Origin of the sequence: Aromatoleum sp., assembly GCF_036675785.1 — a bacterium.
Classification (GTDB): Bacteria; Pseudomonadota; Gammaproteobacteria; order Burkholderiales; family Rhodocyclaceae; genus Aromatoleum.
Genome location: NZ_JAKFEF010000017.1, coordinates 25,613 through 45,483 on the forward strand (window position 1 = coordinate 25,613; position 19,871 = coordinate 45,483).

General features: G+C 67.2%; 14 protein-coding genes and 1 riboswitch. Of the genes, 3 read left to right on the forward strand and 11 right to left on the reverse strand.

The window, feature by feature from the left end:
* Positions 1–11: 11 nt before the first annotated feature.
* The 7 genes from peaA to V6M37_RS04095 form a co-directional block, all read right to left on the reverse strand.
* Positions 12–1,583: a quinohemoprotein amine dehydrogenase subunit alpha gene (gene peaA / locus V6M37_RS04065; protein WP_332671234.1), complete on the reverse strand. Its 1,572-nt coding sequence runs from the start codon at positions 1,581–1,583 to the stop codon at positions 12–14.
* Positions 1,584–1,681: 98 nt separating this feature from the next.
* A complete protein-coding gene (locus tag V6M37_RS04070) occupies positions 1,682–3,184 on the reverse strand; it encodes an aldehyde dehydrogenase family protein (protein WP_332671236.1) in 1,503 nt (500 codons plus the stop codon).
* A gap of 80 nt (positions 3,185–3,264) precedes the next feature.
* The gene (locus V6M37_RS04075; RefSeq protein ID WP_332671238.1) at positions 3,265–3,774 is read right to left on the reverse strand and encodes a tellurite resistance TerB family protein; all 510 of its coding nucleotides are present in this window, start codon (positions 3,772–3,774) and stop codon (positions 3,265–3,267) included.
* Entirely contained in the window at positions 3,771–4,745 is a 975-nt protein-coding gene (locus V6M37_RS04080) for a WD40/YVTN/BNR-like repeat-containing protein (protein WP_332671240.1), read from the reverse strand. Before V6M37_RS04080 ends, V6M37_RS04075 begins: the two co-directional genes overlap by 4 nt.
* Positions 4,746–4,758: 13 nt before the next feature.
* Positions 4,759–7,122, reverse strand: a complete 2,364-nt coding sequence (locus tag V6M37_RS04085; RefSeq protein WP_332671241.1) for an efflux RND transporter permease subunit — start codon at positions 7,120–7,122, stop codon at positions 4,759–4,761.
* Positions 7,123–7,182: 60 nt separating this feature from the next.
* On the reverse strand, positions 7,183–9,000 hold the full coding sequence (locus V6M37_RS04090) for a DUF1302 domain-containing protein (protein ID WP_332671243.1): 1,818 nt from the start codon (positions 8,998–9,000) through the stop codon (positions 7,183–7,185).
* A gap of 25 nt (positions 9,001–9,025) precedes the next feature.
* Positions 9,026–10,405 (reverse strand): DUF1329 domain-containing protein, encoded by a 1,380-nt coding sequence (locus V6M37_RS04095; RefSeq protein ID WP_332671244.1) that lies wholly within the window; start codon positions 10,403–10,405, stop codon positions 9,026–9,028.
* Between the two features lie 710 nt (positions 10,406–11,115).
* On the opposite strand from V6M37_RS04095, the gene V6M37_RS04100 reads away from it, so the two are divergent.
* A complete protein-coding gene (locus tag V6M37_RS04100) occupies positions 11,116–12,159 on the forward strand; it encodes a helix-turn-helix domain-containing protein (RefSeq protein WP_332671245.1) in 1,044 nt (347 codons plus the stop codon).
* 29 nt (positions 12,160–12,188) lie between these two features.
* Here V6M37_RS04100 and V6M37_RS04105 read toward each other — a convergent pair whose 3' ends face one another.
* On the reverse strand, positions 12,189–14,207 hold the full coding sequence (locus V6M37_RS04105) for a methyl-accepting chemotaxis protein (RefSeq protein ID WP_332671246.1): 2,019 nt from the start codon (positions 14,205–14,207) through the stop codon (positions 12,189–12,191).
* Positions 14,208–14,551: 344 nt separating this feature from the next.
* A riboswitch (cobalamin riboswitch) is annotated at positions 14,552–14,688 on the forward strand.
* Positions 14,689–14,937: 249 nt separating this feature from the next.
* Between V6M37_RS04105 and V6M37_RS04110 the strand changes: the two genes are divergently transcribed.
* Positions 14,938–15,681, forward strand: coding sequence for an energy transducer TonB (locus V6M37_RS04110; protein WP_332671247.1), 744 nt, complete (start codon positions 14,938–14,940; stop codon positions 15,679–15,681).
* A 15-nt stretch (positions 15,682–15,696) separates the two neighbouring features.
* Here V6M37_RS04110 and V6M37_RS04115 read toward each other — a convergent pair whose 3' ends face one another.
* Positions 15,697–15,906 (reverse strand): heavy-metal-associated domain-containing protein, encoded by a 210-nt coding sequence (locus V6M37_RS04115; protein WP_332671248.1) that lies wholly within the window; start codon positions 15,904–15,906, stop codon positions 15,697–15,699.
* 27 nt (positions 15,907–15,933) lie between these two features.
* Positions 15,934–18,345 (reverse strand): heavy metal translocating P-type ATPase, encoded by a 2,412-nt coding sequence (locus V6M37_RS04120; protein WP_332671249.1) that lies wholly within the window; start codon positions 18,343–18,345, stop codon positions 15,934–15,936.
* A 125-nt stretch (positions 18,346–18,470) separates the two neighbouring features.
* Here V6M37_RS04120 and V6M37_RS04125 point away from each other — a divergent pair, with 125 nt between their 5' ends.
* A complete protein-coding gene (locus V6M37_RS04125; RefSeq protein ID WP_332671250.1) occupies positions 18,471–18,950 on the forward strand; it encodes a MerR family transcriptional regulator in 480 nt (159 codons plus the stop codon).
* A 152-nt stretch (positions 18,951–19,102) separates the two neighbouring features.
* Here V6M37_RS04125 and V6M37_RS04130 read toward each other — a convergent pair whose 3' ends face one another.
* The gene (locus V6M37_RS04130) at positions 19,103–19,816 is read right to left on the reverse strand and encodes a sulfite exporter TauE/SafE family protein (RefSeq protein WP_332671251.1); all 714 of its coding nucleotides are present in this window, start codon (positions 19,814–19,816) and stop codon (positions 19,103–19,105) included.
* Positions 19,817–19,871: the final 55 nt, after the last annotated feature.

The window sequence follows — 19,871 nt, forward strand, 5'->3', positions numbered from 1 at the left end:
CAGGCTCTCCGTTAGCGCAGCGTGGTCGGGTTCCAGCGCTGCACGGTGACGATCAGCTGGCCCTTGGCGTCGAGCGAGTGCTCGCCGTCCTTGACGGTCGCGACGACCGCGAGGTTGCCGACGTTGTTGACGTTGCCGCGCGCCGGGTTCGGCCCGGCGAACGACGGCACGAAGCGGCCGTGCGGCTCCATGTAGCCGGCGAAGCGCACGTCGTCGTCGTGCTTCGCGCGCTCGTCGAACGGCGCGGTCGACCACTTTGCCGGCACGCTGCCGAGGCGGATGTCGTCGTCCGTGCCGGACTTGCCGTCGGGCCCGTCGAGGAACGCGACCGCGTCGAACTGCGCGCTGACCGGCGCGATCGTGCCGCCGCCGAGCCGCGCGACGCCGTACGCGGGTTCGACGCGGACGCTGTCGAAACTGCGGTAGACCGCGACGGTACGGTCCGACGGGCGGCCACCGACCGCAACTTTGTGAACGCCTACCGGCGCGTTCGGCGCGACCTTCACGCGCAGCCGCAGCTCGTTGGCCGCCTTGTTCAGCCATTCGACGACCTCGACGCCTGCGCCGAAATCGACCGCCGGGTCGAGCCCGGCACCGGTCAGCGTGACGTCGACGACGTCGCCCGCGCGCAGCATCCGCGGCGTGACCGACACGAGCGCGTTCTTCGTCGCCTCGTCGGCGCGCACTGCTTCGAAGCTCGCGCCGATCTCGTCCGCCCCTTTCAGGAACCACCGCCCGCCGATGCGCGAACCGTCCTCGTTCAGCGCGAAGACCGAGCGAGTGTCCTCGTTGCCGAGCTGCGCCGAGCCGCGCCATTCGTAGCCGGTGTAGATGATCGCGTCGCCGTGCCCGCGCACGGTGTTGCCGGCGCGGAAGCGCAGCTCGTAGCGGACGTCGTAGCGGTCCTGCCCCTGCGCGACGACCGTCATCGTGCCGGTGTACGGCCCCCAGCCCGCGCGCTCGCCAGCGACGACCCAGCGTCCCGCGGCGTCCGCGGGCTTTTTGGCGCTCCAGTCGCGCCACGCGTCGGTGTTCTTCGGATAGAGCGCCGCGAGCCTCGAAGGCATCTTGTCGCGCGCTATCTCCCACCAGTTGCGGTCGCGCCCCATCGCCGAATACTCGGCGCTCGGAAACTGGCCGAGATGGGTGTGCATCAGCTTGAGCCATTCCCCCTCGTCGCGACGCTGCAGCGCGACGCGGCCGAAGCTGTGGCAGCGCCCGCACATCTGCGCGAGCTCCTCGTCCGGCGGTGTGTCTTGCATGTTCGGCCGGCGCTCGGTGAGGAAGCGGAACGGCGCGCTCTCGGACGGCGCAAGCCCCTGCCGGTCGGCGAGATATTTCACGACCTGCCGCCGCTCATCCGGGGTCAGCTCGACCTTGTGCCAGATCCCCATCCGCACGACCGTCATGTCCCAGCCTTCGGGCGACTTGCGAATCTCGGGAATGCGGTCGAGCTTGCCGTTGTCGAGGTGACAGGCGCCGCACTTCGACTCGATCAATTTCTGCCCGGCGGCGTCGTCTCCGGTCGCCGCCGTCGCCCCGAACGCGCCGAGCGCCAACGCGAGCGCCCCCGCCTGACGCACACGGCGTCGAATCCATCCGTTCCCCTGCCCTTTCACATCAGCCTCCATTTCCCTGTGTTCCGGTGACGATCCGGGCCGCGCGACGGCGGCCCGCGCGCTCACAGCGCCATGATCACGGACTTGGTTTCGGTATACAGGTCGAGCACCGCGCGACCCATCTCGCGCCCGATCCCCGACTGCTTGAAGCCGCCGAAGGGCATCGCGTTGTCGAGGATGTTGTGGCAGTTCACCCACACCGTGCCGGCCTTGATCTTCGGGATCAGGCGATGCACGCGGGCGAGGTCGTTCGACCAGATGCTCGCGGCGAGGCCGTACGGCGTGTCGTTCGCGCGGCGCGCGACTTCGTCGAGGTCGTCGTACGGCATCGCGACAACGACCGGGCCGAAAATCTCCTCGCGCACGACCTTCATGTCGTCGGTCGTGTCGACAAGCACGGTCGGCTTGACGAAGAAGCCCGCTCCCTCGCCCGCTGCACCGCCGGTCGCCGCGCGCGCCCCTTCGCCGAGTCCGCTCTCGATGTAGCCGAGCACGCGCTTCTGCTGCACCGCGGACACGAGGGGGCCGACCTGCGTCGTCGGGTCGATGCCTGCCCCGAGCTTCATGCCCGCGGCGATGCCGGCGAGCCCTTGGACGACCTCGTCGAAGCGGCTCTTGTGCACGAAGAGGCGCGAACCGGCGGTACACACCTGCCCCTGGTTGAAGAAGATGGCCTGCGCGGCGCCCGCCGCGGCCGCCGAGACGTCGGCGTCGTCGAGCACGATCACCGGGCTCTTGCCGCCGAGTTCGAGCGACATCCGCGTCATGTTGTCGAGCGCGGCCTTGCCGACGAGCTTGCCGATTTCGGTCGAACCGGTGAAGGCGACCTTGTCGATGCCCTTGTGCGACGAGAGCGCGGCGCCGGCCGTGTGGCCGAGGCCGGTCACGACGTTCAGCACGCCCGCGGGATAGCCGGCTTCGAGCGCGAGTTCGGCGAAGCGCAGCGCCGAAAGCGGGGTTTCCTCGGCGGGCTTGAGCACCATCGTGCAACCAGTCGCCAGCGCCGGGGCGACCTTCCATGCGGCCATCAGCAGCGGAAAATTCCACGGGATGATCGCGCCGACGACGCCGACCGGCTCACGCCGCGTGAAGCCGAAGAACTCGCTGTCGCGCATCAGCGGCACCGACAGGTCCATCGTCGAGCCTTCGATCTTCGTCGCCCAGCCCGCCATGTAGCGCAGGAAGTCGACGACCAGCGCGACGTCGACGTGACGGGCCATGACGATCGACTTGCCGTTGTCGAGCGACTCGATCTCGGCGAGTTCTTGCGCGTTCGATTCGACGAGGTCGGCGAACTTCAGCAGCAGGCGCTCACGATCGACCGGGCGCATCTTCGGCCAATCGCCGGATTCGAACGCGCGACGCGCGGCGGCGACCGCGCGGTCGATGTCGACCGCGCCACCGGCCGGCACGGTGGCGAAGGGCTCCCCGCTCGCGGGGTCGATGACCTTCAGCGTCTCGCCGGTAGCCGAGTCGACCCAGTCGGCGCCGATCAGCATCCGCCGCGGCTGCGCGAGGAATCGCCGCGTCGCGTCGCTCAACAGTTGTCCGGGGTACCGCTCCATATGTTCGTCTCCTGTGGTCTTGTCGTTGTATTCGCCGCCATCGCCGCGGCCGGGGCAGCCGGGCGCTGGCGGGATTTTTTTCAGTTGCCGGCTGCGCCGTCGATCAGCAGGCCGGCGCGGGCGACGGCGGTCGCGCGGGCGGCATCGGACGCCTCCGCGTCGAGTTCGAGCTGCTCGGCGAGCCGGTTCAGCAGCCGGTCCTCGAGCACCACGAGGTTGCCGTCGGCGTACGCGACTTCCCATAGCATCGTCAGCACTTCCTGGCGCTCGGCCGGAGCGAAGCCGGCGCGCACCGCCTCGGCGAACTCCCAGTCGTCGAGCACTTCGGCGTAGCGCTCGTCGGCGACCGCGATCAGCTCCCGCACCGTCTCTTCGGGCAGGTTGAATCGCTCGCGCAGCAGTCGGTTCACCGCGGCATGCTCGCGCTCGCTCGCGCGGTGATCGACGTACATCGCTTCGAGCAGCAACGCCGCGACCGCGACGTGGCGGCGCTCGAACGGGCCGGTCTCGGTGCTGCGCGCTTCGAGGTCGCCCGTCAGCAGGGCCATCAGTCTTGTCAGCACATGGGGCTCCGGTTTCTTGTGGTTCATCGGGTGCGCTCCAGCCGCTCGACGCCGAGCTGGCCCGCGAGGACGACGTTGCCGGCCGGCGCGGCGGCGACCGCGGCGAGGTTCTGCCGATCGGCGCGAATCTCGAGTTCGAACGGACTCCCCGCCCTGCTCCGCAGCATGACGCCGCCGGCACCGACGACGAGCAGTCCGCCGTCGGCAAGCACGACCCCGGCGGTCAGCGACTGCTCGGTGCCGGTCTCGCGGGATTTCCAGGTCTCTCCGCGGTCGCGGCTCGCGATGACCTTGCCGGTCATCCCGAGCAGCACGACCTCGCCGTCGGCGCTTTCGAATCCGCTCCACAGCGAGCCGGAAACGTCGGTCGCGAGCTTCGTCCAGCTCGCGCCCTGGTCGTCCGAGCGGAATGCGAGGCCCGCCTCCGCGGCAATGAAGAGCGCGCCGCCGCGCGTCGAAAAGAGGTGGTTAAGGTGCATGTCGGCGTCGTTGCCCTCGCCGACCGCCATCGGCTCCCAGGTCGCGCCGCCGTCGTCGCTGCGGAATGCGGCGCCGTACGCACCAACCGCGTAGCCGCGGCGCTCGTCCACGAAATGCACCGACAGCAGCACCGGGCGCTCGTCGAGGACCGTCTGAAGTTGCCACGTCGCGCCGCCGTCGGAGCTTGCGAGGATCACCCCGCCGTGCCCGACTGCCCAGCCGCGGCGCTCGTCGACGAAATGCACCGACGTCAGCGGCGAGCTGACGGGGACGCGCGCCTGCTGCCAGGTCCTGCCGTCGTCGGTCGAGCGGATCACCGTGCCGTAATCACCGACCGCGACGAGCGCGGCGCCCGCCCGTACCAGCGCCGTAAGCGGCAGCTTCGCGGCGAGCCGCGCCGTCATCGCCGGAATCGGCGTGACCGGATTCGCCGCGAGCGCGGCCGGGGCGCCGACGAGCATCGCGGCGAGCGCGGCGCCGAGGATCGGCAGAGGATGTCCGAAAGGCTTCGTTCTCATCACCGGCATCTCCTCAGTGCGCCATCAGCGGCGCGCGGACCGGGCCGCGGCGCGGAATCAGCATGTCGATCGTCACCGCGAGCGCGGGCAGCAGCGTGATCGCCATGATCATGTTCATCATGAACATGAAGGTCAGCAGCATCCCCATGTCGGCCTGGAACTTGAGCGCCGAGAACGACCAGGTCGCGACGCCGATCGACAGCGTCACCGCGGTGAAGACCGTCGCGACGCCGACTTCGCGCAGCGCCTGCTTGAACGCGGTGACGATGTCCTCGCCGTGCGCCATGTGCATCTGCAGCCGGTTGTAGATGTAGAACGCGTAATCGACGCCGATCCCGACCGCGAGCACCATCACCGGCAGCGTCGCGACCGTCAGGCCGATGTCGAGCTCCTTCATGAACCAGTAGCCGAGGAAGGTCGCGAGCGTCAGCGGCACGCAGCACGCGACCATCGCGCGCCAGTCGCGATACACCGCGAACACCAGCGCGAGGATCGTCGCGTAGACGTAGAGCATCATCGGCAGCTCGGAGTGTTCGACGACTTCGTTCGTGGCGGCCTGCACGCCGGCGTTGCCGCTCGCGAGACGCACCGTGACGCCGGGGAACGGCTGCGTGTCGCGGAAGTGCTTCACCGCGGCGACGACGTCCTTGATCGTCGAAGCCTTGTGGTCGGCGAGATAGAGGTTCACCGGCAGCAGCGTGCAGTCCGGGTTGTAGAGCCGCATCCCCTCCGGCACCTGGCGCACCGCCTCGCCGAGTGTCAGCTCCTCCTGCGGCAGCGCGGCCCACTTCGGGTTGCCTTCATTGACGCCGGACGCGGCGAGCTTCGTCATGCCCGGCAGCGACTGCGCGGACAGCACGCCCGGCACGTTCGCGAGATACCAGCTCAGGCGGTCGAGGTAGCTCATCACGTCGTGGCGGTAGCAGCCGTCGGCGGGCGTTTCGACGACGACGGTCAGCATGTCCAGGCCGAGCGCATAGCGCGCGACGACCGCCTCGACGTCCTGGTTGTAGCGCGAATCGTCGTGCAGCTCCGGCGCGCCCGGCAGCACGTGGCCGACGTGCCGCCCCTGGCTCTGCCACACCGCGACCGCCATCAGCGCGACGCAGACGAGCGTGCCGATCGCGGCATTGCGCGGGTTCGCGATGTGCACGCCGAGGGACGCCATCGCGCGATTGCGCAGCGCCTCGACTTTCGCCGCGCGTTCGACGAAGGCGTCGTCGAAACGGAAGTAGCTCGCGACGATGGGCAGCATGATCAGGTTCGTGACGATCTTGTACGCAACGCCGACCGACGCGGTAATCGCGAGCTCGCGGATCATCGGGATGGGCACGAGCACCAGTGTCGCGAAGCCGACGAACGCGGTGATCAGCGCGAGCGTGCCCGGCACGAGGAGCCCGGTGAAGCTGCGGCTCGCGGCGGTGTAGCCGTCGGCGCCGTTGATGACTTCCTTCGCGATGTAGTTCACCTGCTGGATGCCGTGCGACACGCCGATGGCGAACACGAGGAAGGGCACGAGGATCGCGAGCGGGTCGAGGCCGAAACCGAGCAGCGTGATGGTGCCGAACTGCCAGACGACTGACACCAGCGAGCACGCGAGCGGGAGGAAGGTCAGCAGCCACGAGCGGGTGTACCAATAGACCGCGGCGGCCGTCAGCAGGAACGCGAGCGCGAAGAACTCGATGACGCTCGTCGCGCCTTCCGAGATGTCGCCCATCTGCTTCGCGAAACCGATGATGCGGATGCGGATGTCGTCGTCGGTAAAGGCGGCGCGCACTTCGCGCTCGAGCCGCTGGCTGAATTCCGTGTAGTCGAGCCGCTCGCCGGTCTGCGGGTCGGGGTCGGCGAGCTCGGCGACGACCATCGCCGACGACGAGTCGTTCGCGACGAGGCTGCCGATGAAGCCGCCGATCACCGTGCGCTCGCGCACCGCGGCGATCTTTTCCGGCGTCAGCGTCTTCACCGTGACGTCGCCGCCGATGACGTCCTCGGCCTTCATGCCCTCTTCGGTGATCTGCACGGCGCGGGTGTTCGGTGTCCATAGCGACGTCACCGTGCGCCGGTCGACGCCCTTCATGAAGAACAGCGCCTGCGTGACGTCGTACAGCTTGGTCAGCGCCTTCTCGTTCCAGATGTCACCGTTTTTCGCTTCGACGGTGACGATGATGCGGTTCGCGCCGAACAGCACGTCGCGGTACTGGTTGAAGGTGCGGATGTATTCGTGGTTTTGCGGCAACTGCTTGTCGAAGCCGGCGCTCATTTCGAGGCGCGACGCGAAAACCGCCATGACCGCGGTAAAGCCGAGCAGCGCGACGAGGATCGGCAGGCGGTGCCGGAAGCACATCCGCTGCAGGGCGACTACGAGTGTCTCAATCATGTCGGGAATCCGGTCGGCCGGCGCGCACGGGGAAGGCTCCCCGCCGCGCCGGCGCTCTCATCAGAATGAACGCGAAATGCTTGCGGCCAGGAAGTCGCGGTCGCGCATCAGGTTGTTCGCGCCGCCACCGGAGAAGTTGACCCACTGGATCGCCCCCTTCCAGTTGTCGCGGTAGTTCGCGAACAGCGACAGCGTCAGCGCCTTGCGGCCCTCGACGAACGGCAAGCCGTTCGGCGTCGTGCCGTCGACGTCGTGGTACCAGTCGATCTGCGGCGTCAGCGTCACGCCCGAGTCCCAGACGTTCGGATAGTTCAGCGCCGCCTCGACGACGTAGCCCCACGAGGTCTTGTCCGGGATGTCGTAGTTCGGCAGGAAGTACGGCGTCACGCCGCTCGTGTCGAGCCCCGGGTAATGCGCGACCGCAGCCTCCGCGAGGATGAAGCCGTCGGTCGCGCCGAGCGCCTTCGCGACGCCGCCGAGCGGGTCGTTGTGCGAGAAGGTGTAGAAGCCGGTCAGGTGGAACTGATACTTCTCCTCCTCGACGAAGCCGGGGTTGCTGCCGTGCTCGTAAATGCTGAACTTGCTCGACGCACCGCCGAAGATGTTCCCGAACGGCACGGTCGGGTCGATGCCGACGCTGTCGTCCGGGCGGTACGACAGCTCGGCGCCGATCGCGATGTTCATCAGCTTCGTGTTCGCCGAGATCGCGTACAGGTCCTTGTCCTCGCCGTAAGCGAGGAAGTAGCCGGTGACCGCGCCCGCGGTGTTGCCGGTGAAGCCGAGGAACGGCAGCTTGTCGTGGTAGCGCTGGTACGTGAAGGCGAACTCGGTGTCGATTTCTTCAGCGTTGTAGCGGAAGTTGACGCCGTACTGACCGTCTTTCTTCGGTTCACGCTGGCCGAGATACGGCGTAGCGACGCCGAGATTGACGAGAGCAGCGTCGGGCAGTCCCGCGTCGTCGCCGCAACGACCGTTGGGCAGCGCCTCACATGTGCCAAGGGGAAATGCACCGACGGCTTCAAAGTCATGAACAATGCTGGTGGGCACATAGGCGACTCGGCGCCCCTTGCCCAGCACGTCCGCGACCGAGAAGAACGTGCCCGACGGGTCGAACTTGAAGCCGTTCCAGCGCCACTGGTAATACGCCTCGACGCCGAGCTTTTCGGTGAGGTCCATCGAACCCGAAATCATCTGCGCCGGGATGAAGATCTCCTTCAGCTGTGTGCCCGGCACGTGGAACTTCTGCAGGTCGATCGCGTTGATCTGGTTGACGCCGCCGACGATGAAGATGTCCTCGCCCCACGAGATCACCTGGTTGCCGAGCTTCACCTTGCCGCGGCGATCGCCGACGCTGAACGTCTTCGCGACCCACAGGTCGAGCAGCGTCGCGTCGTCGGTCGCCTCGCTCGCGACGTCGGTGCGTTGCGTGTCGTCGGCCTTCCAGTCGTGGAACCAGTTCACCCGCGCCAGCGCACTCCAGCCGCCGGGGTATTTCAGCGACAGGTCGTGCGTCCCCTTCAGCGCCGCCGACACGATGTCGTTCTTATCGTAGTTCAGCGTGCCGTCGTCGAAGTTCGTGTAGTTGAAGTCGGCGTTCGCGTAGCCGGTGAGCGCGTCGAGGTTGTAGACGCGCGACAGCTCGTTGTTGGTGCCGTTGTTGCAGCCGCCGCTGTCGTTGCTGATCGTCCGGCAACTCGGCGACTGCAGACGCTTCGCGACGCCGAACGAGATCGTGCTGTCGAAGTTGCCCGACAGCCCGTCCTCGGAGCCGAAGCGGAACGCGTGGGCGGCCGGCGACCAGCAGGCCGCCGCGACCGAGAGTGCGAGGATCGAAGGCGCGAGCGTGCCCCGACGATTCTGGATCGTCTTTGTTTTCATTGGGTTTCTCCCTGAGATCGGTCGGTCAGCGCTCGCCGCGGCGGCGCATTTCGTCCTGCGTGAAGTTCGCGGCCGTGATCCGGCCATCCTTCGCCGCGGTCAGGTCGAGCACTTCGCCTTCGGCGGTCCAGTTGTCGACGACGTAGCGGCGCGCGACGAGGTCGTACATCTGCGTCTCGTACGTGATGCACGCGCCGACGTCCGGAGCGGCCCACAGGCTGCCTTCCTGAGCGCGCCACAGGTTGCCCTTCGCGTCGTACATGTCGACCTGCAACAGCGCCCACGAGTCCTCGTCGAAGTGGAACACGCGCTTCGCAAACGAATGGCGCTTGTCCGCCTTCACCGTCGCCTCGACGACCCACACGCGGTGCGGCTCGTAGCGCATCAGGTCGCGGTTAACGTACTCGGCCCCGAGCATGTCCTTGAACTTGCGGGTCTTGTCGATCAGCTTGTAGGAGTTGTACGGCACGTACATCTCCTTCTTGCCGACGAGCTTGTAGTCGTAGCGGTCGAGCGCGCCGGTGAACATGTTGATCTGGTCGACGAAGTACAGGTTGTCGAAACCGGCGACGGGGTTGTCATACGCGAAGGTCGGCGAGCGGCGCACGCGGCGCTGGCCGGGGAAGTAGATCCACGCGTCCTGCGGCTTGTCGATGTACGTGTGCATCAGGTACCCCTCGCCGGCGCGCGACGGCGGCGACATCACGTCGTACAGCAGCTTCGACTCGACGCTGCCGACGTCCGCGGGCCCGGTCACCTTCGGGTCGTTGAACGGGTACATCTCGTACGCCCACTGCTTGTTCTCGACGTAGCTGCCGTCCTTCTCGGGCATCAGCGCGGAGATCTGCGCGCGGCGGCCGAGGCCGGTATAGCGCAGCTTGTAGTTCCACATCGCCTCGGCGCCGGATTTCGGCACCGGGAACGGCACGCCGGCGCCGAACACCTGCTCGAGTTGCCAGCCGTCGCCGCCGAGCTTCGCAGCGGTCGCGTTCTTCTTCGTCTGCGTCGCGACGAAGTCCGGCACGGGACAGGTGCGGCGGCTCGGATACACGTCCATCCGGTAGCCCTTGTAAGTCTTGATCAGCGCGATCTGCCCCGCCGACAGCTTGTCGGTGTACTTGTCGAGGTTCGAGGCGTCGATCGAGTACAGCGGCTTGTCGTCCTTGAACGGATCGAGATGGCCTGGTTTCCATCCGCCCGGCACCTGGGTCATTCCGCCGCTCCATGTCGGAATCGCACCGTCCTTGCTCGCTGCGGCCTCCGCGCCGATCGGGGTCAGGGCCTTGCCCAGACTGGCGGCCTCTGCCTCGGTTGCGACGGCCCGCGCCGCCGGACTGGCGGCAACCGCCGCCACGGCGAAACAGATGAGGCCGATGCGGGGCAGTTTGCTAGTTGTTCTGGTCACTTTCGTCTCCTCGCTCTGGTTGTGTTCCCTGCAGCTTCTGTGTTGCACGCGCGTCTCCGCGGGTCTGCGCACACCGATGGCCGGCACGCTGGAGCGGCTCGATCGGCAATGCGCGAGCTGCCGCGGCCGGCCGTGGACGATCAGGACGACCGACGGTTCGAGGGGTGGGGGTACTGGAAGGAGACGGTGAAGGGCGCGCCGCGGCGTGCGGGGCTTTGTGCCGGGGCCGGCGGCACCGGGCTGCGGGATGCGGACTGCGTGGCAAAGCCGGAAAGCGTTGCTTCGTGCCGAGTCATTTGTCGACCTCCTCCTCCGCCGGAATGCGGACGCTGTGGTCCGCTTCCGTTGTCTCCTCGTCCGCTCGCTGTATCCGCGGCGGCTGCTTTTGTCCGATTGCAGCGTGGTGCCGGCTGCATCGGTGAGGCGGATTGTAGGAACGCGTTTCGCGGATGCGTTATCCGAAATCGGCAAATGCTCCGGGCGCCGACGTCTTCGCCGCGCTTCTCGGGGGTCGAATGGATTGCTGCATCCGGAATTGCTCCTAGTCAAACTACCATGACGACAGTAGCCCTTTCGGTCGCGTTATGAGAGCCGCCTTGAATCCCCGACCGGCCGGTCAATAAAGGCTTGTTCGCGGTAAGGATTTGGTATTACCCTGAAGAACATAAAGAAAGCATCAACACAAACTTTCCGGTCAGGAGACAGGCCGAATGGAAGCTCTTTCAGCGGCAACGGCTAACGCGGTTGCGGCATCCGGCGGCGACGATGCTTTTTCCGTCGTGCGGCTCGACACCCGCGACGCGGACGACCACGCGTCCTGCCTGCAGCATTGGCGGCAGCGCTACGACCAGCTCTCGGCGGGCGCTTTCGCGGGCAAGTTCGGCGAGTTCTGGTTCGACAACATCCAGATTTTTCGCGAGCGCACGAACCAGGTGGTTCACGAGATCGGTTACGCGTGGGAAGGCTCGCGCACCGTGGGCGTGCCCGTCGAAGTCGACGGCAACGGCTGGTACTGCGGCGAAGCCTGCACACTCGACTCGCTGATCACGCTGCGCGGCGGCGACGAGCTCGATTACCGCACGCCGAGGGTCCACGACGTCGTCGCGGTCACGACTGACGCCCGGATGTTCAACGACTACGCGGCGAGGGTCGAGCATCGGGACATCGAAGCCGAAATGGGCAAGCGGCGCGTGCTCGCCGCCACGCCCGAACAGGTCTCGACGCTGCGTTCCTTCCTGCTGACGGTGATGGCGAGCCTCGAGGCCACGCCCGCGCTGCTGCGTCACGCGCAGACGCGCAAGGGGCTCGAGCAGGCGATCTATGGCAGTCTGATCGCCGCGATCAACGAAGCCTCCGACTCTGGCAGCCGCTGCACGGGCGCCGGACGCGGACGGCAGCAGATCGTCGACCGCGCTCGCGAATACATGCGCGCGCACATCGACGAACCCATCACAGTCGCGGACCTGTGCACCGAATTGAAGGTCTCGCGCCGCACCTTGCAATACAGTTTCCAGGACATCCTCAACCTGAATCCGGTCAGCTTCCTGCGCGCGATGCGCCTGAACGGGGTGCGGCGGGCGCTGAAGAATGCGGCATACGGGCAGGAGTCGGTCGCCGACATCGCGGCGCGCTGGGGCTTCTGGCATTTGTCGCACTTCGCCGCCGATTACAAAATGATGTTCGGCGAACTCCCGTCCGACACGCTGCGCCACGCAGTGCAGCCTCATCCGGCGTCAGCGTTCCCGGTCGCGTAATCCGGCCGGGCCCCGATACGCGGTTCGCGTCACGTCACCTTGAAGCGGCCGACGTCCTGCAACAGGCCGCCGGCGAGGGTTTCGAGGCGGTCGGCGACACGATGGCTCTCGGCAGCGACCGACGTGTTCTCGTCGGTCATCTGCGCGATCGTCTCGACGTTGCGCGCGATCTCGGCCGACGCGGCGCTTTGCTCGCGCAGCGCGTCCGAGATTTCCGCGACGGTTTCCACCACGCGCCCGGCCTCGTCCTGGATTCGTGCCATCGCCTCCCCGGCGCGCTCCGCTCGCACGACCCCGGCATTGACTCGCTCGACCCCGAGCTGCATGCCCTCGACCGCGTCGCGCGAACCCTTCTGGATCGCCTCCACCGTCTGCGCGATCTGCAGCGTCGATTGCGTCGTCCGCTCGGCGAGCTTGCGCACTTCGTCGGCGACGACAGCGAATCCCCGCCCCTGCTCGCCGGCCCGCGCGGCTTCGATCGCCGCATTCAGCGCGAGCAGGTTCGTCTGGTCGGCGATCTCCTTGATCACCGCGACGATCGACGAAATCTGCCCCGAACTGCGGCCCAGCTCCTCGATCGTCTGCGCCGACTGCGCGACCGACGCGGCGATTTCTCGGATTTCCGCGACGACCGCAGCGACGATCTCGCCTCCTTCACGGGAGAGCGTGCCCGATCGGCGCGCAAGCTCATCGGCGCTGCCGGCATTGCCGGCGATATGGCTGATGCCCACGGTCATCTGCTCGACCGCGGCGGCCATGCTTGCCGCGGCTTCGCTCTGATTCTGCGATGCGGCATCGATCTGCTTCGACGACGACGCCATGCCGCGCGCCGCGTCGGCAACTTCGCCGGAGTTGCCCTGGATCTTGGCGATCAGCGCACACATCTCGCCCGCCATGCCGTTGAAGCTGTCCGCAACCTGGCGCAGTTCGTCCCGCGCCTTCAGCTCGATCCGCGTCGTGAGGTCTCCCCCGGCGAAACGTTCGCTGCCTCGCGACAGGCCGCGGATGCTCGCGATGATCGACGCGTAGGCGCCGATCGCCAGGTAGACGATCGCCGCGACGACGAAGGCAACGACCGCGATGTTGAAGCGCAGCACGTCCTCGGCGCGCTCGATGCGCTGATGCAGGAGCTCGTCGAGGGTCGGCAGCAGCACGTCGTACATCTGCGCGTAACCGACGTCGATCGCAGCGGTCGCCATGTCGAAGTACGTGCTCGACAGCGTGCTGTAGAGATCGCCTGCCCCGATTTCGTCGACGACTTGCTGGACGGCGCCCAGTTTCTCGTTCAAGGCGGCGAGCGTCGCTTCCAGCCTCGGCCGCAGCTCCGGACGCTGCGCGACGATCTTCGCCGTGTTCACTTCGACTTCACGTACCGCGGCGCGCACTTCCGCCGACGACACGCGCAAATCGAAGCGCGCGTTTTCGTCGGCCTCCGATCCCGCCAGAAGGGACGATCCCCGCGCCCGCAGGCGGCCGATGCGCTCGAGGAGATAGGGCATGCGCGCGATCGCCGTGGACATCAGGTAGAAGCTCTCCTGCTCCGGATCGAAGCTGAGCCCGTACGCGTCTGCGAATGCAATCTGGAAGGACAGCAGGCGCTCGATCATCTGCGTGTGCGCGGCGATACTTTCAGACGCCGTCCAGTCGAGGCCATCGCGCTTGATCCGGTCCCACTCGGTGCGGATCGAACTCCACGTTTCGCCGCTACGGTCGACGGTCGGCAACTTCGCCTCGAGCGCCGCCATCGCCGCGTCCACCTCGCGCTCCTTCGCCGCGCGCTGGTCGGTTATCACCTTCATGCCGCCGAGCAGTGACGCGGACATGCCGCGATGTTGCTGGGTAAGCTCGGCGACCTTCGACAACGGCCGCGACAGCGCCGACGCGACCAACTCGCGCCGCGTGCGGTCTATCGTGTCGTTGAGTTCGTTCGCCAGCGCCAGCATCAGGCTCGCGAACGCGATGAGGGTGCCGAGGCCGAGCAGACCGAACTTCATCGGATAACTCAGCCGATTCATCATCGCTGCGGCTGGCGCAAGGAATGTTTTCATCATCGGTTCCAGGTCAGGACAGTCGAGCGTCGCACGGCTTGTCGCCGCGACAAGTCGCGAACACGCCCGTGCGGGCGCACCGGAAGGTATAGAGAACGTAACCGTATGTAAGTGATCTAAATCAAGTCGCCGCCGAACATTGCGACGCCGTCATAGTGGGCGTCTCATTCCGCGGTGGACGACGCGCTGGCCAGAGGAAGCGGCAATCGCACTTTCGCGCAGCGTGCGGACGCGGGGCAGGCACCGGAGGCAGCCGTGGAGCCGTACTTTCGCACACGAGGACGGACGTTCTCGGCTTTGCCACTTCGCCCCGCAGCTCGGCCGAGATCGCCCCGCAAGGCTTATAATCGCGCTCTCTCGAAGGTGCCGCGGCAGATGCGCGCGGAGAATCGGGAAGCAGGTGAAACTCCTGCGCTGCCCCCGCAACGGTAGATGCGCGCTCGCGCAAAGCCCGGAGACCGGCCTTCGAACCACAAAGTGACTGCGTTGCGGGTGAGCCGCGCAGCACGCGCCTCGTGCCCGTGCCCGCCCGCGTTCGACGAACTTTCCGCGGATTTTGATCGGCTTGGCGGCTTCTCGATTCTTCTCGTTCGACAGCACACGCAGGGCGTCCTGGTTCCCCCGTCTGCATTGGGGATGGCTGGTCGCGGTCGCCGGCGCTCACGCCGCGGGTCTGTTCGCGCTGTCCACGCTCGGAAGCGGCACGCCGGCTCACCCGGCCGAGCCCGTCATGGTCGTCCGCCTGCTTGCGCCCGCGGGCCCTGCTCAGGTTCCGTCGCAGACCGACGCGGGCGTGAGCGAGCCCGATCGCGTGGCGCCCCCGGCGCACGACGACATTCCGTCGCCCCTGCCCCCCACACCCGCGCCGGATGCTTTCCCACCCGCTCGCGCTGCCTCTGCCCACGCCGCGCCGAAGTCCCCGAATCCGGCGCCCGCCAAGCTCGCGCCCCCCCCGACGCAGGCTCGCCGCCCCGATCCGCGGCGGGACAGACCGGCGCCGGTTGCCGTCGAAGAGAAGGCCAGTGACTCGCGCGATGACGGCCCGACGGCGGAGCCCGCTCCGGTCGCCCCAAGTCCTTCGGCAGCCGAGTCGGCCACGGTATCGGCCAGTCACAGTCCAAGGCACTCTGCCGCAGAGGCAGCCGCTTCTGCGCCCGTCGCCCGTGCATCGCAGGGCGCTTCGCTGCCGATTACGGAAGCGCGTTTCGACGCCGCCTACCTCAGCAACCCCGCGCCTACCTACCCGCGAATCTCGCGTCGCCGGGGAGAGGAAGGGCGCGTACTGCTGAGAGTCCGGGTGCTCGCCGATGGCGCCGCCGGGGTGGTGGAAATCGCCGAAGGGAGCGGACATCCACGTCTCGACGATGCGGCCCGCGAAACGGTGAAGAACTGGCGCTTCGTGCCCGCGAGCAAGGGCGAGGTGAAGATGGAGAGCTGGCTCAACGTGCCGATCGTCTTCCGCCTCGAAGACTGATTCGACCCCCGGCGCTCAGGCGGGCGAGTCGAACCCCGCGTCCTCGACCGCCTGCCGAAGTTGCGCGACCGATACGAGCGCCGGGTCGTAGTCGATCCGCGCCTGCCCCGTCTCAAGCGTCACCTCGGCGTCGCCGACCCCGGGTTGCGCCTTCAACGCTTCGGTGACGCTGCGCACGCAGCCGCCGCAGCTCATCCCCTCGACCTTGATCGTCGCTTCAGCCATCTCTCGAACCTCCTTCGAAGAAAACATTTATCGCCCCGGTTGCCACCGCTTCAGCAGCAAGGAATTGCCGAGCACCGACACCGAACTCATCGCCATCGCCGCAGCCGCGATCACCGGATTGAGTAAGCCGAACGCAGCGAGCGGGATGCCGAGCACGTTATAGATGAACGCGAAAAACAGGTTCTGCCGGATCTTCGCGAGCGTTGCCCGCGACAGGTCGATCGCGTCCGCGACGCCGTTGAGACTGTTTTTCACCAGCGTGATGTCGGCCGCCTCGACCGCGACGTCGGCACCGACGCCGATCGCGAACGACACATCGGCTGCAGCGAGCGCCGGCGCGTCATTGATGCCGTCGCCGGCCATGCCGACGCGCTCGCCGTTCGCCGCGAGCTTCTGGACGGCCGCCGCCTTGTCCCCCGGCAACACGCCCGCGCGCCAGTCGCGGATGCCGGTCTGTGTCGCGATCGCCGCCGCGGTCGCCTCGTGGTCTCCGGTCAGCATGACGACACGGAGCCCGCGCCCGTACAGTCGCGCGACCGCAGCAGCCGAATCGGGACGGACGCGGTCGGCGATGCCGATCAAGCCCGCGAACTGCCCGTCGACCGCGACGGCGACGAGCGTCTTCCCGGCAGCGGCGAGTTCAGGCGCGGCACCCGGGGGCACCGCTACCCCGCGTTCGGCGAGAAAAGCCGGCGTACCGAGCAGGATATCCCGGTTTTCGACCGCACCGCTCAGCCCCTTACCGGGAATAGCCGAAACCGCGTCCGCGGCCGCGATCGGCGCGCCGAGGCGCCGCGCCTCGGCGACGATCGCTGTCGCGATTGGGTGCCCGCTCGTCTGCTCGAGCGCGGCGGCAATCCCGAGGAGCGCGTCGCCACTCCAGCCGCAGGCGGAAACCACGTCGCTCACCGCCGGACTTCCTTCGGTCAGCGTACCCGTCTTGTCGATCGCGAGGACGCGGATCTTCTCGGCGAGTTCGAGCGCTTGCGCATTCTTGATCAGCATTCCGGCCAGCGCGCCCTGCCCCGTGCCGACCATGATCGCGGTCGGGGTCGCGAGGCCGAGCGCGCAGGGGCACGCGATCACGAGCACCGCGACAGCGCTCGTCAGCGCCTGCCCGAAATCCCCCGCGAACCACCACCACAGTACGAACGTCACGAATGCGATCCCGACGACGACCGGCACGAACACGGCGGATATCCGGTCGGCAAGCCTCTGGACCGGGGCCTTCGACCCCTGCGCCTGCTCGACCATCCGGATGATGCCCGCCAACAGCGTGTGTGCGCCGACACCCGTCGCGCGACACCGCAACACGCCTTCGCCGTTCAGCGTCGCGGCGAACACCGGCTCGCCATCGTGCTTATCGACCGGCATGCTCTCGCCAGTCAGCATCGCTTCGTTGAGCGCCGACCTTCCGGAAACGATCTCGCCGTCGACCGGCACCGAATCGCCCGGTCGGACGACGAATACGTCGCCCGGCTGCAGCGTTTCGACGGGCACCGCCACGATGTCTCCGTAGCGTTCCACGAAAGCCTGCCGCGGCTGCAGACGCAACAGCGCGTCGAGTGCCGCCGTCGTCCGCGCCTTGGCACGTGCCTCCATCAGCTTGCCGAGCAGGATCAGCGTGACGATCATGGCGGACGCCTCGAAATAGACGTGCAGATCGTGCCGACCGAGCAAGGTGACTACCGCGCTGTAGCCCCAGGCCATGCTCGTGCCGAGCACGATCAGCACGTCCATGTTCGCTCCGCCGCCCCGCAGCGCCGACCACGCGCCGCGATAAAACCGCGCGCCGATCCAGAACTGCACCGGCGACGCGAGGATCAGTTGCAGCCAGCGCGGAATGATTTCGTGCGGTGCGTCGGCAGTCCATCCCGCGCCGAACATCGCTGGCATCTGGGCCGCGAGCGGCAGCGTCAGCAGCGCGGCGATCCAGAAGCGGTGGAGTTCCGCCTTCCAACTCGCGGCCTGCCGCTGGCGCTGCTGTTCCCGGGCCGCGATACCCGTTTCCGCGGCGCCGAACCCGGCCCGTTGCACTGCCTGCTTGATCGCGTCGGGCACGGAAAGACCGGGCCGGTAACGCAAGCTCGCCCGCTCCGTCGCGAAATTCACCGTCGCCTCGACGCCCGGCAAGCGGTTCAGTAATTTCTCGAGACGCGTGGCGCACGCCGCACACGTCATCCCCGAGACCGCGAGTTCCAGCGACACGGTCGGGACCTCGAATCCCGCCCGCTCGATCGCCGCGACCGCTGCCCCCGGGCCGCCGCTCCCCTCGGAAAAACTGACACGCGCCTTCTCGGCAGCGAGGTTCACCGTCGCACTGACGCCCGGAAGGCGGTTCAACACCTTCTCGATGCGAGTCGCGCACGCAGCGCAGGTCATGCCTGAAATAGGCAATTCGACCGGAACCGGCACGGCCTTCGTCGCAACACTCGTCATCTGCGGCCTCCCGGAGACTGTTACTGGGACAAACGTCGCGGTGAGGCATTCCGCCGGACGCGACTTGCGAACCTTCCAAGATCAGGGCAGTCTAGACTCTGTACTCAAGTACGGAGTCAACCCCAATGAACGGCATCACGATTGGCACTCTCGCTCGGTCCGCCGGTGTCGGAGTCGAAACCGTCCGCTACTACCAGCGGCGCGGCCTTCTGCCCGAATCGGCCGGCAGGAAAGGCGCATTCCGCGTTTACGGTGACGCCGAGCTCGCCCGCCTGCGATCCATCCGTCGTGCGCAAACCCTCGGATTCAGCCTCGACGAAATCGCCGATCTCCTGGCCCTCGATCACGAACGCGACCGCGAAAACGCGCGGGCCCTCGCGAGATCGAAAATCGCCAGCGTCGAGGAACGGATCCGGCAACTGGAAGACGTGCGCAGCGCGCTGCAAGAGCTCGTCGACTGCTGCGGACACACCGAGGCACCCGCGCCCTGCCCCATCCTGCGCGCGCTCGGCGGCGAACCCCGCGAGAGCGAATCGGATTCAAACCCGGCATCAACGAGACCGACGCTCCGAAAGCAACCCGCCTCCACCGCACGGGCCGGATAGCGAGGACGGGCGGTTCCATCCGCGAAGTCAAGAGCGCCGGTTCGAACCTGAGCTCCTTCGGCTCGGGCGGAACGCGCTGACGCGCGCCTGTTCACCGCTCTCCAGCCCCGTCTCGGTCCAAGCTCTTGGCAAGCGCTATTGGCTTGCCCGGCTCAGACGACGCATACCACGCCGCTCCACAGGTGACCGCCGAGCGTCGGCGCCTGGACGAGTCCGAACACGCCGAAACCGAGCACGAGCAAACCTGCGACGAAGCGCACGCGGTAGTTTCGCGTGATATCTCGAAAGCGCTTGAACAGCATTCCGGCGAGCATCAGGTTCGGCAGCGTTCCGAGTCCGAAAGCGAGCATCAGTCCGGCACCGCGGACCGACGATCCGGTAACCAGCGCCGTCGTAAGCGCACTGTAGACCAGCCCGCAGGGCAGAAAACCCCACAGCAGTCCGAGCGGCAAAGCCTGTTTCAACGAGCGCGCGGGGAGGAACCGAGCCGTGATCGGCTGCACGCGCCGCCATAAATGCAGGCCCGCCCGCTCGACGGGCGCCAGCAGTTGCGTGAAACCCGTGAGGTAGAGCCCGAGCGCGACGAGCATGAGGTTCGCGAGGACATAGAGCACGAGCTGGATCGGCAATACGTCGTTGAACAGCAGGCCGACGCCGCCCAGCGCGCCGAGGACGCCGCCCAGGGCAGTGTAAGTACCGATCCTGCCGAGGTTGTAAGCGAGATGGATCGGCCACTGGCGCCCGGTTTTTCCGGGCACCTGAACGCCAGCGGTCAACGCGCCCACGATGCCGCCACACATGCTCACGCAATGCGTGCCGCCGAGCAGACCGATCAGGAAGACGGCGAAATAGCCGGTTTCGGGCATGAAGAGATACGGGGGAGCGGGAAGCCGGAAGCGTCACCGCTGCGACGTGTGGGAC

Bases quoted from the DNA above. Each gene is read 5' to 3' on its own strand.
- V6M37_RS04070 (WP_332671236.1), bottom strand. From the start codon at position 3,184: ATGGAGCGGTACCCCGGACAACTGTTGAGCGACGCGACGCGGCGATTC.
- V6M37_RS04075 (WP_332671238.1), bottom strand. From the start codon at position 3,774: ATGAACCACAAGAAACCGGAGCCCCATGTGCTGACAAGACTGATGGCC.
- V6M37_RS04080 (WP_332671240.1), bottom strand. From the start codon at position 4,745: ATGAGAACGAAGCCTTTCGGACATCCTCTGCCGATCCTCGGCGCCGCG.
- V6M37_RS04085 (WP_332671241.1), bottom strand. From the start codon at position 7,122: ATGATTGAGACACTCGTAGTCGCCCTGCAGCGGATGTGCTTCCGGCAC.
- V6M37_RS04090 (WP_332671243.1), bottom strand. From the start codon at position 9,000: ATGAAAACAAAGACGATCCAGAATCGTCGGGGCACGCTCGCGCCTTCG.
- V6M37_RS04100 (WP_332671245.1), top strand. From the start codon at position 11,116: ATGGAAGCTCTTTCAGCGGCAACGGCTAACGCGGTTGCGGCATCCGGC.
- V6M37_RS04105 (WP_332671246.1), bottom strand. From the start codon at position 14,207: ATGAAAACATTCCTTGCGCCAGCCGCAGCGATGATGAATCGGCTGAGT.
- V6M37_RS04110 (WP_332671247.1), top strand. From the start codon at position 14,938: ATGGTCGTCCGCCTGCTTGCGCCCGCGGGCCCTGCTCAGGTTCCGTCG.
- V6M37_RS04115 (WP_332671248.1), bottom strand. From the start codon at position 15,906: ATGGCTGAAGCGACGATCAAGGTCGAGGGGATGAGCTGCGGCGGCTGC.
- V6M37_RS04120 (WP_332671249.1), bottom strand. From the start codon at position 18,345: ATGACGAGTGTTGCGACGAAGGCCGTGCCGGTTCCGGTCGAATTGCCT.
- V6M37_RS04125 (WP_332671250.1), top strand. From the start codon at position 18,471: ATGAACGGCATCACGATTGGCACTCTCGCTCGGTCCGCCGGTGTCGGA.
- V6M37_RS04130 (WP_332671251.1), bottom strand. From the start codon at position 19,816: ATGCCCGAAACCGGCTATTTCGCCGTCTTCCTGATCGGTCTGCTCGGC.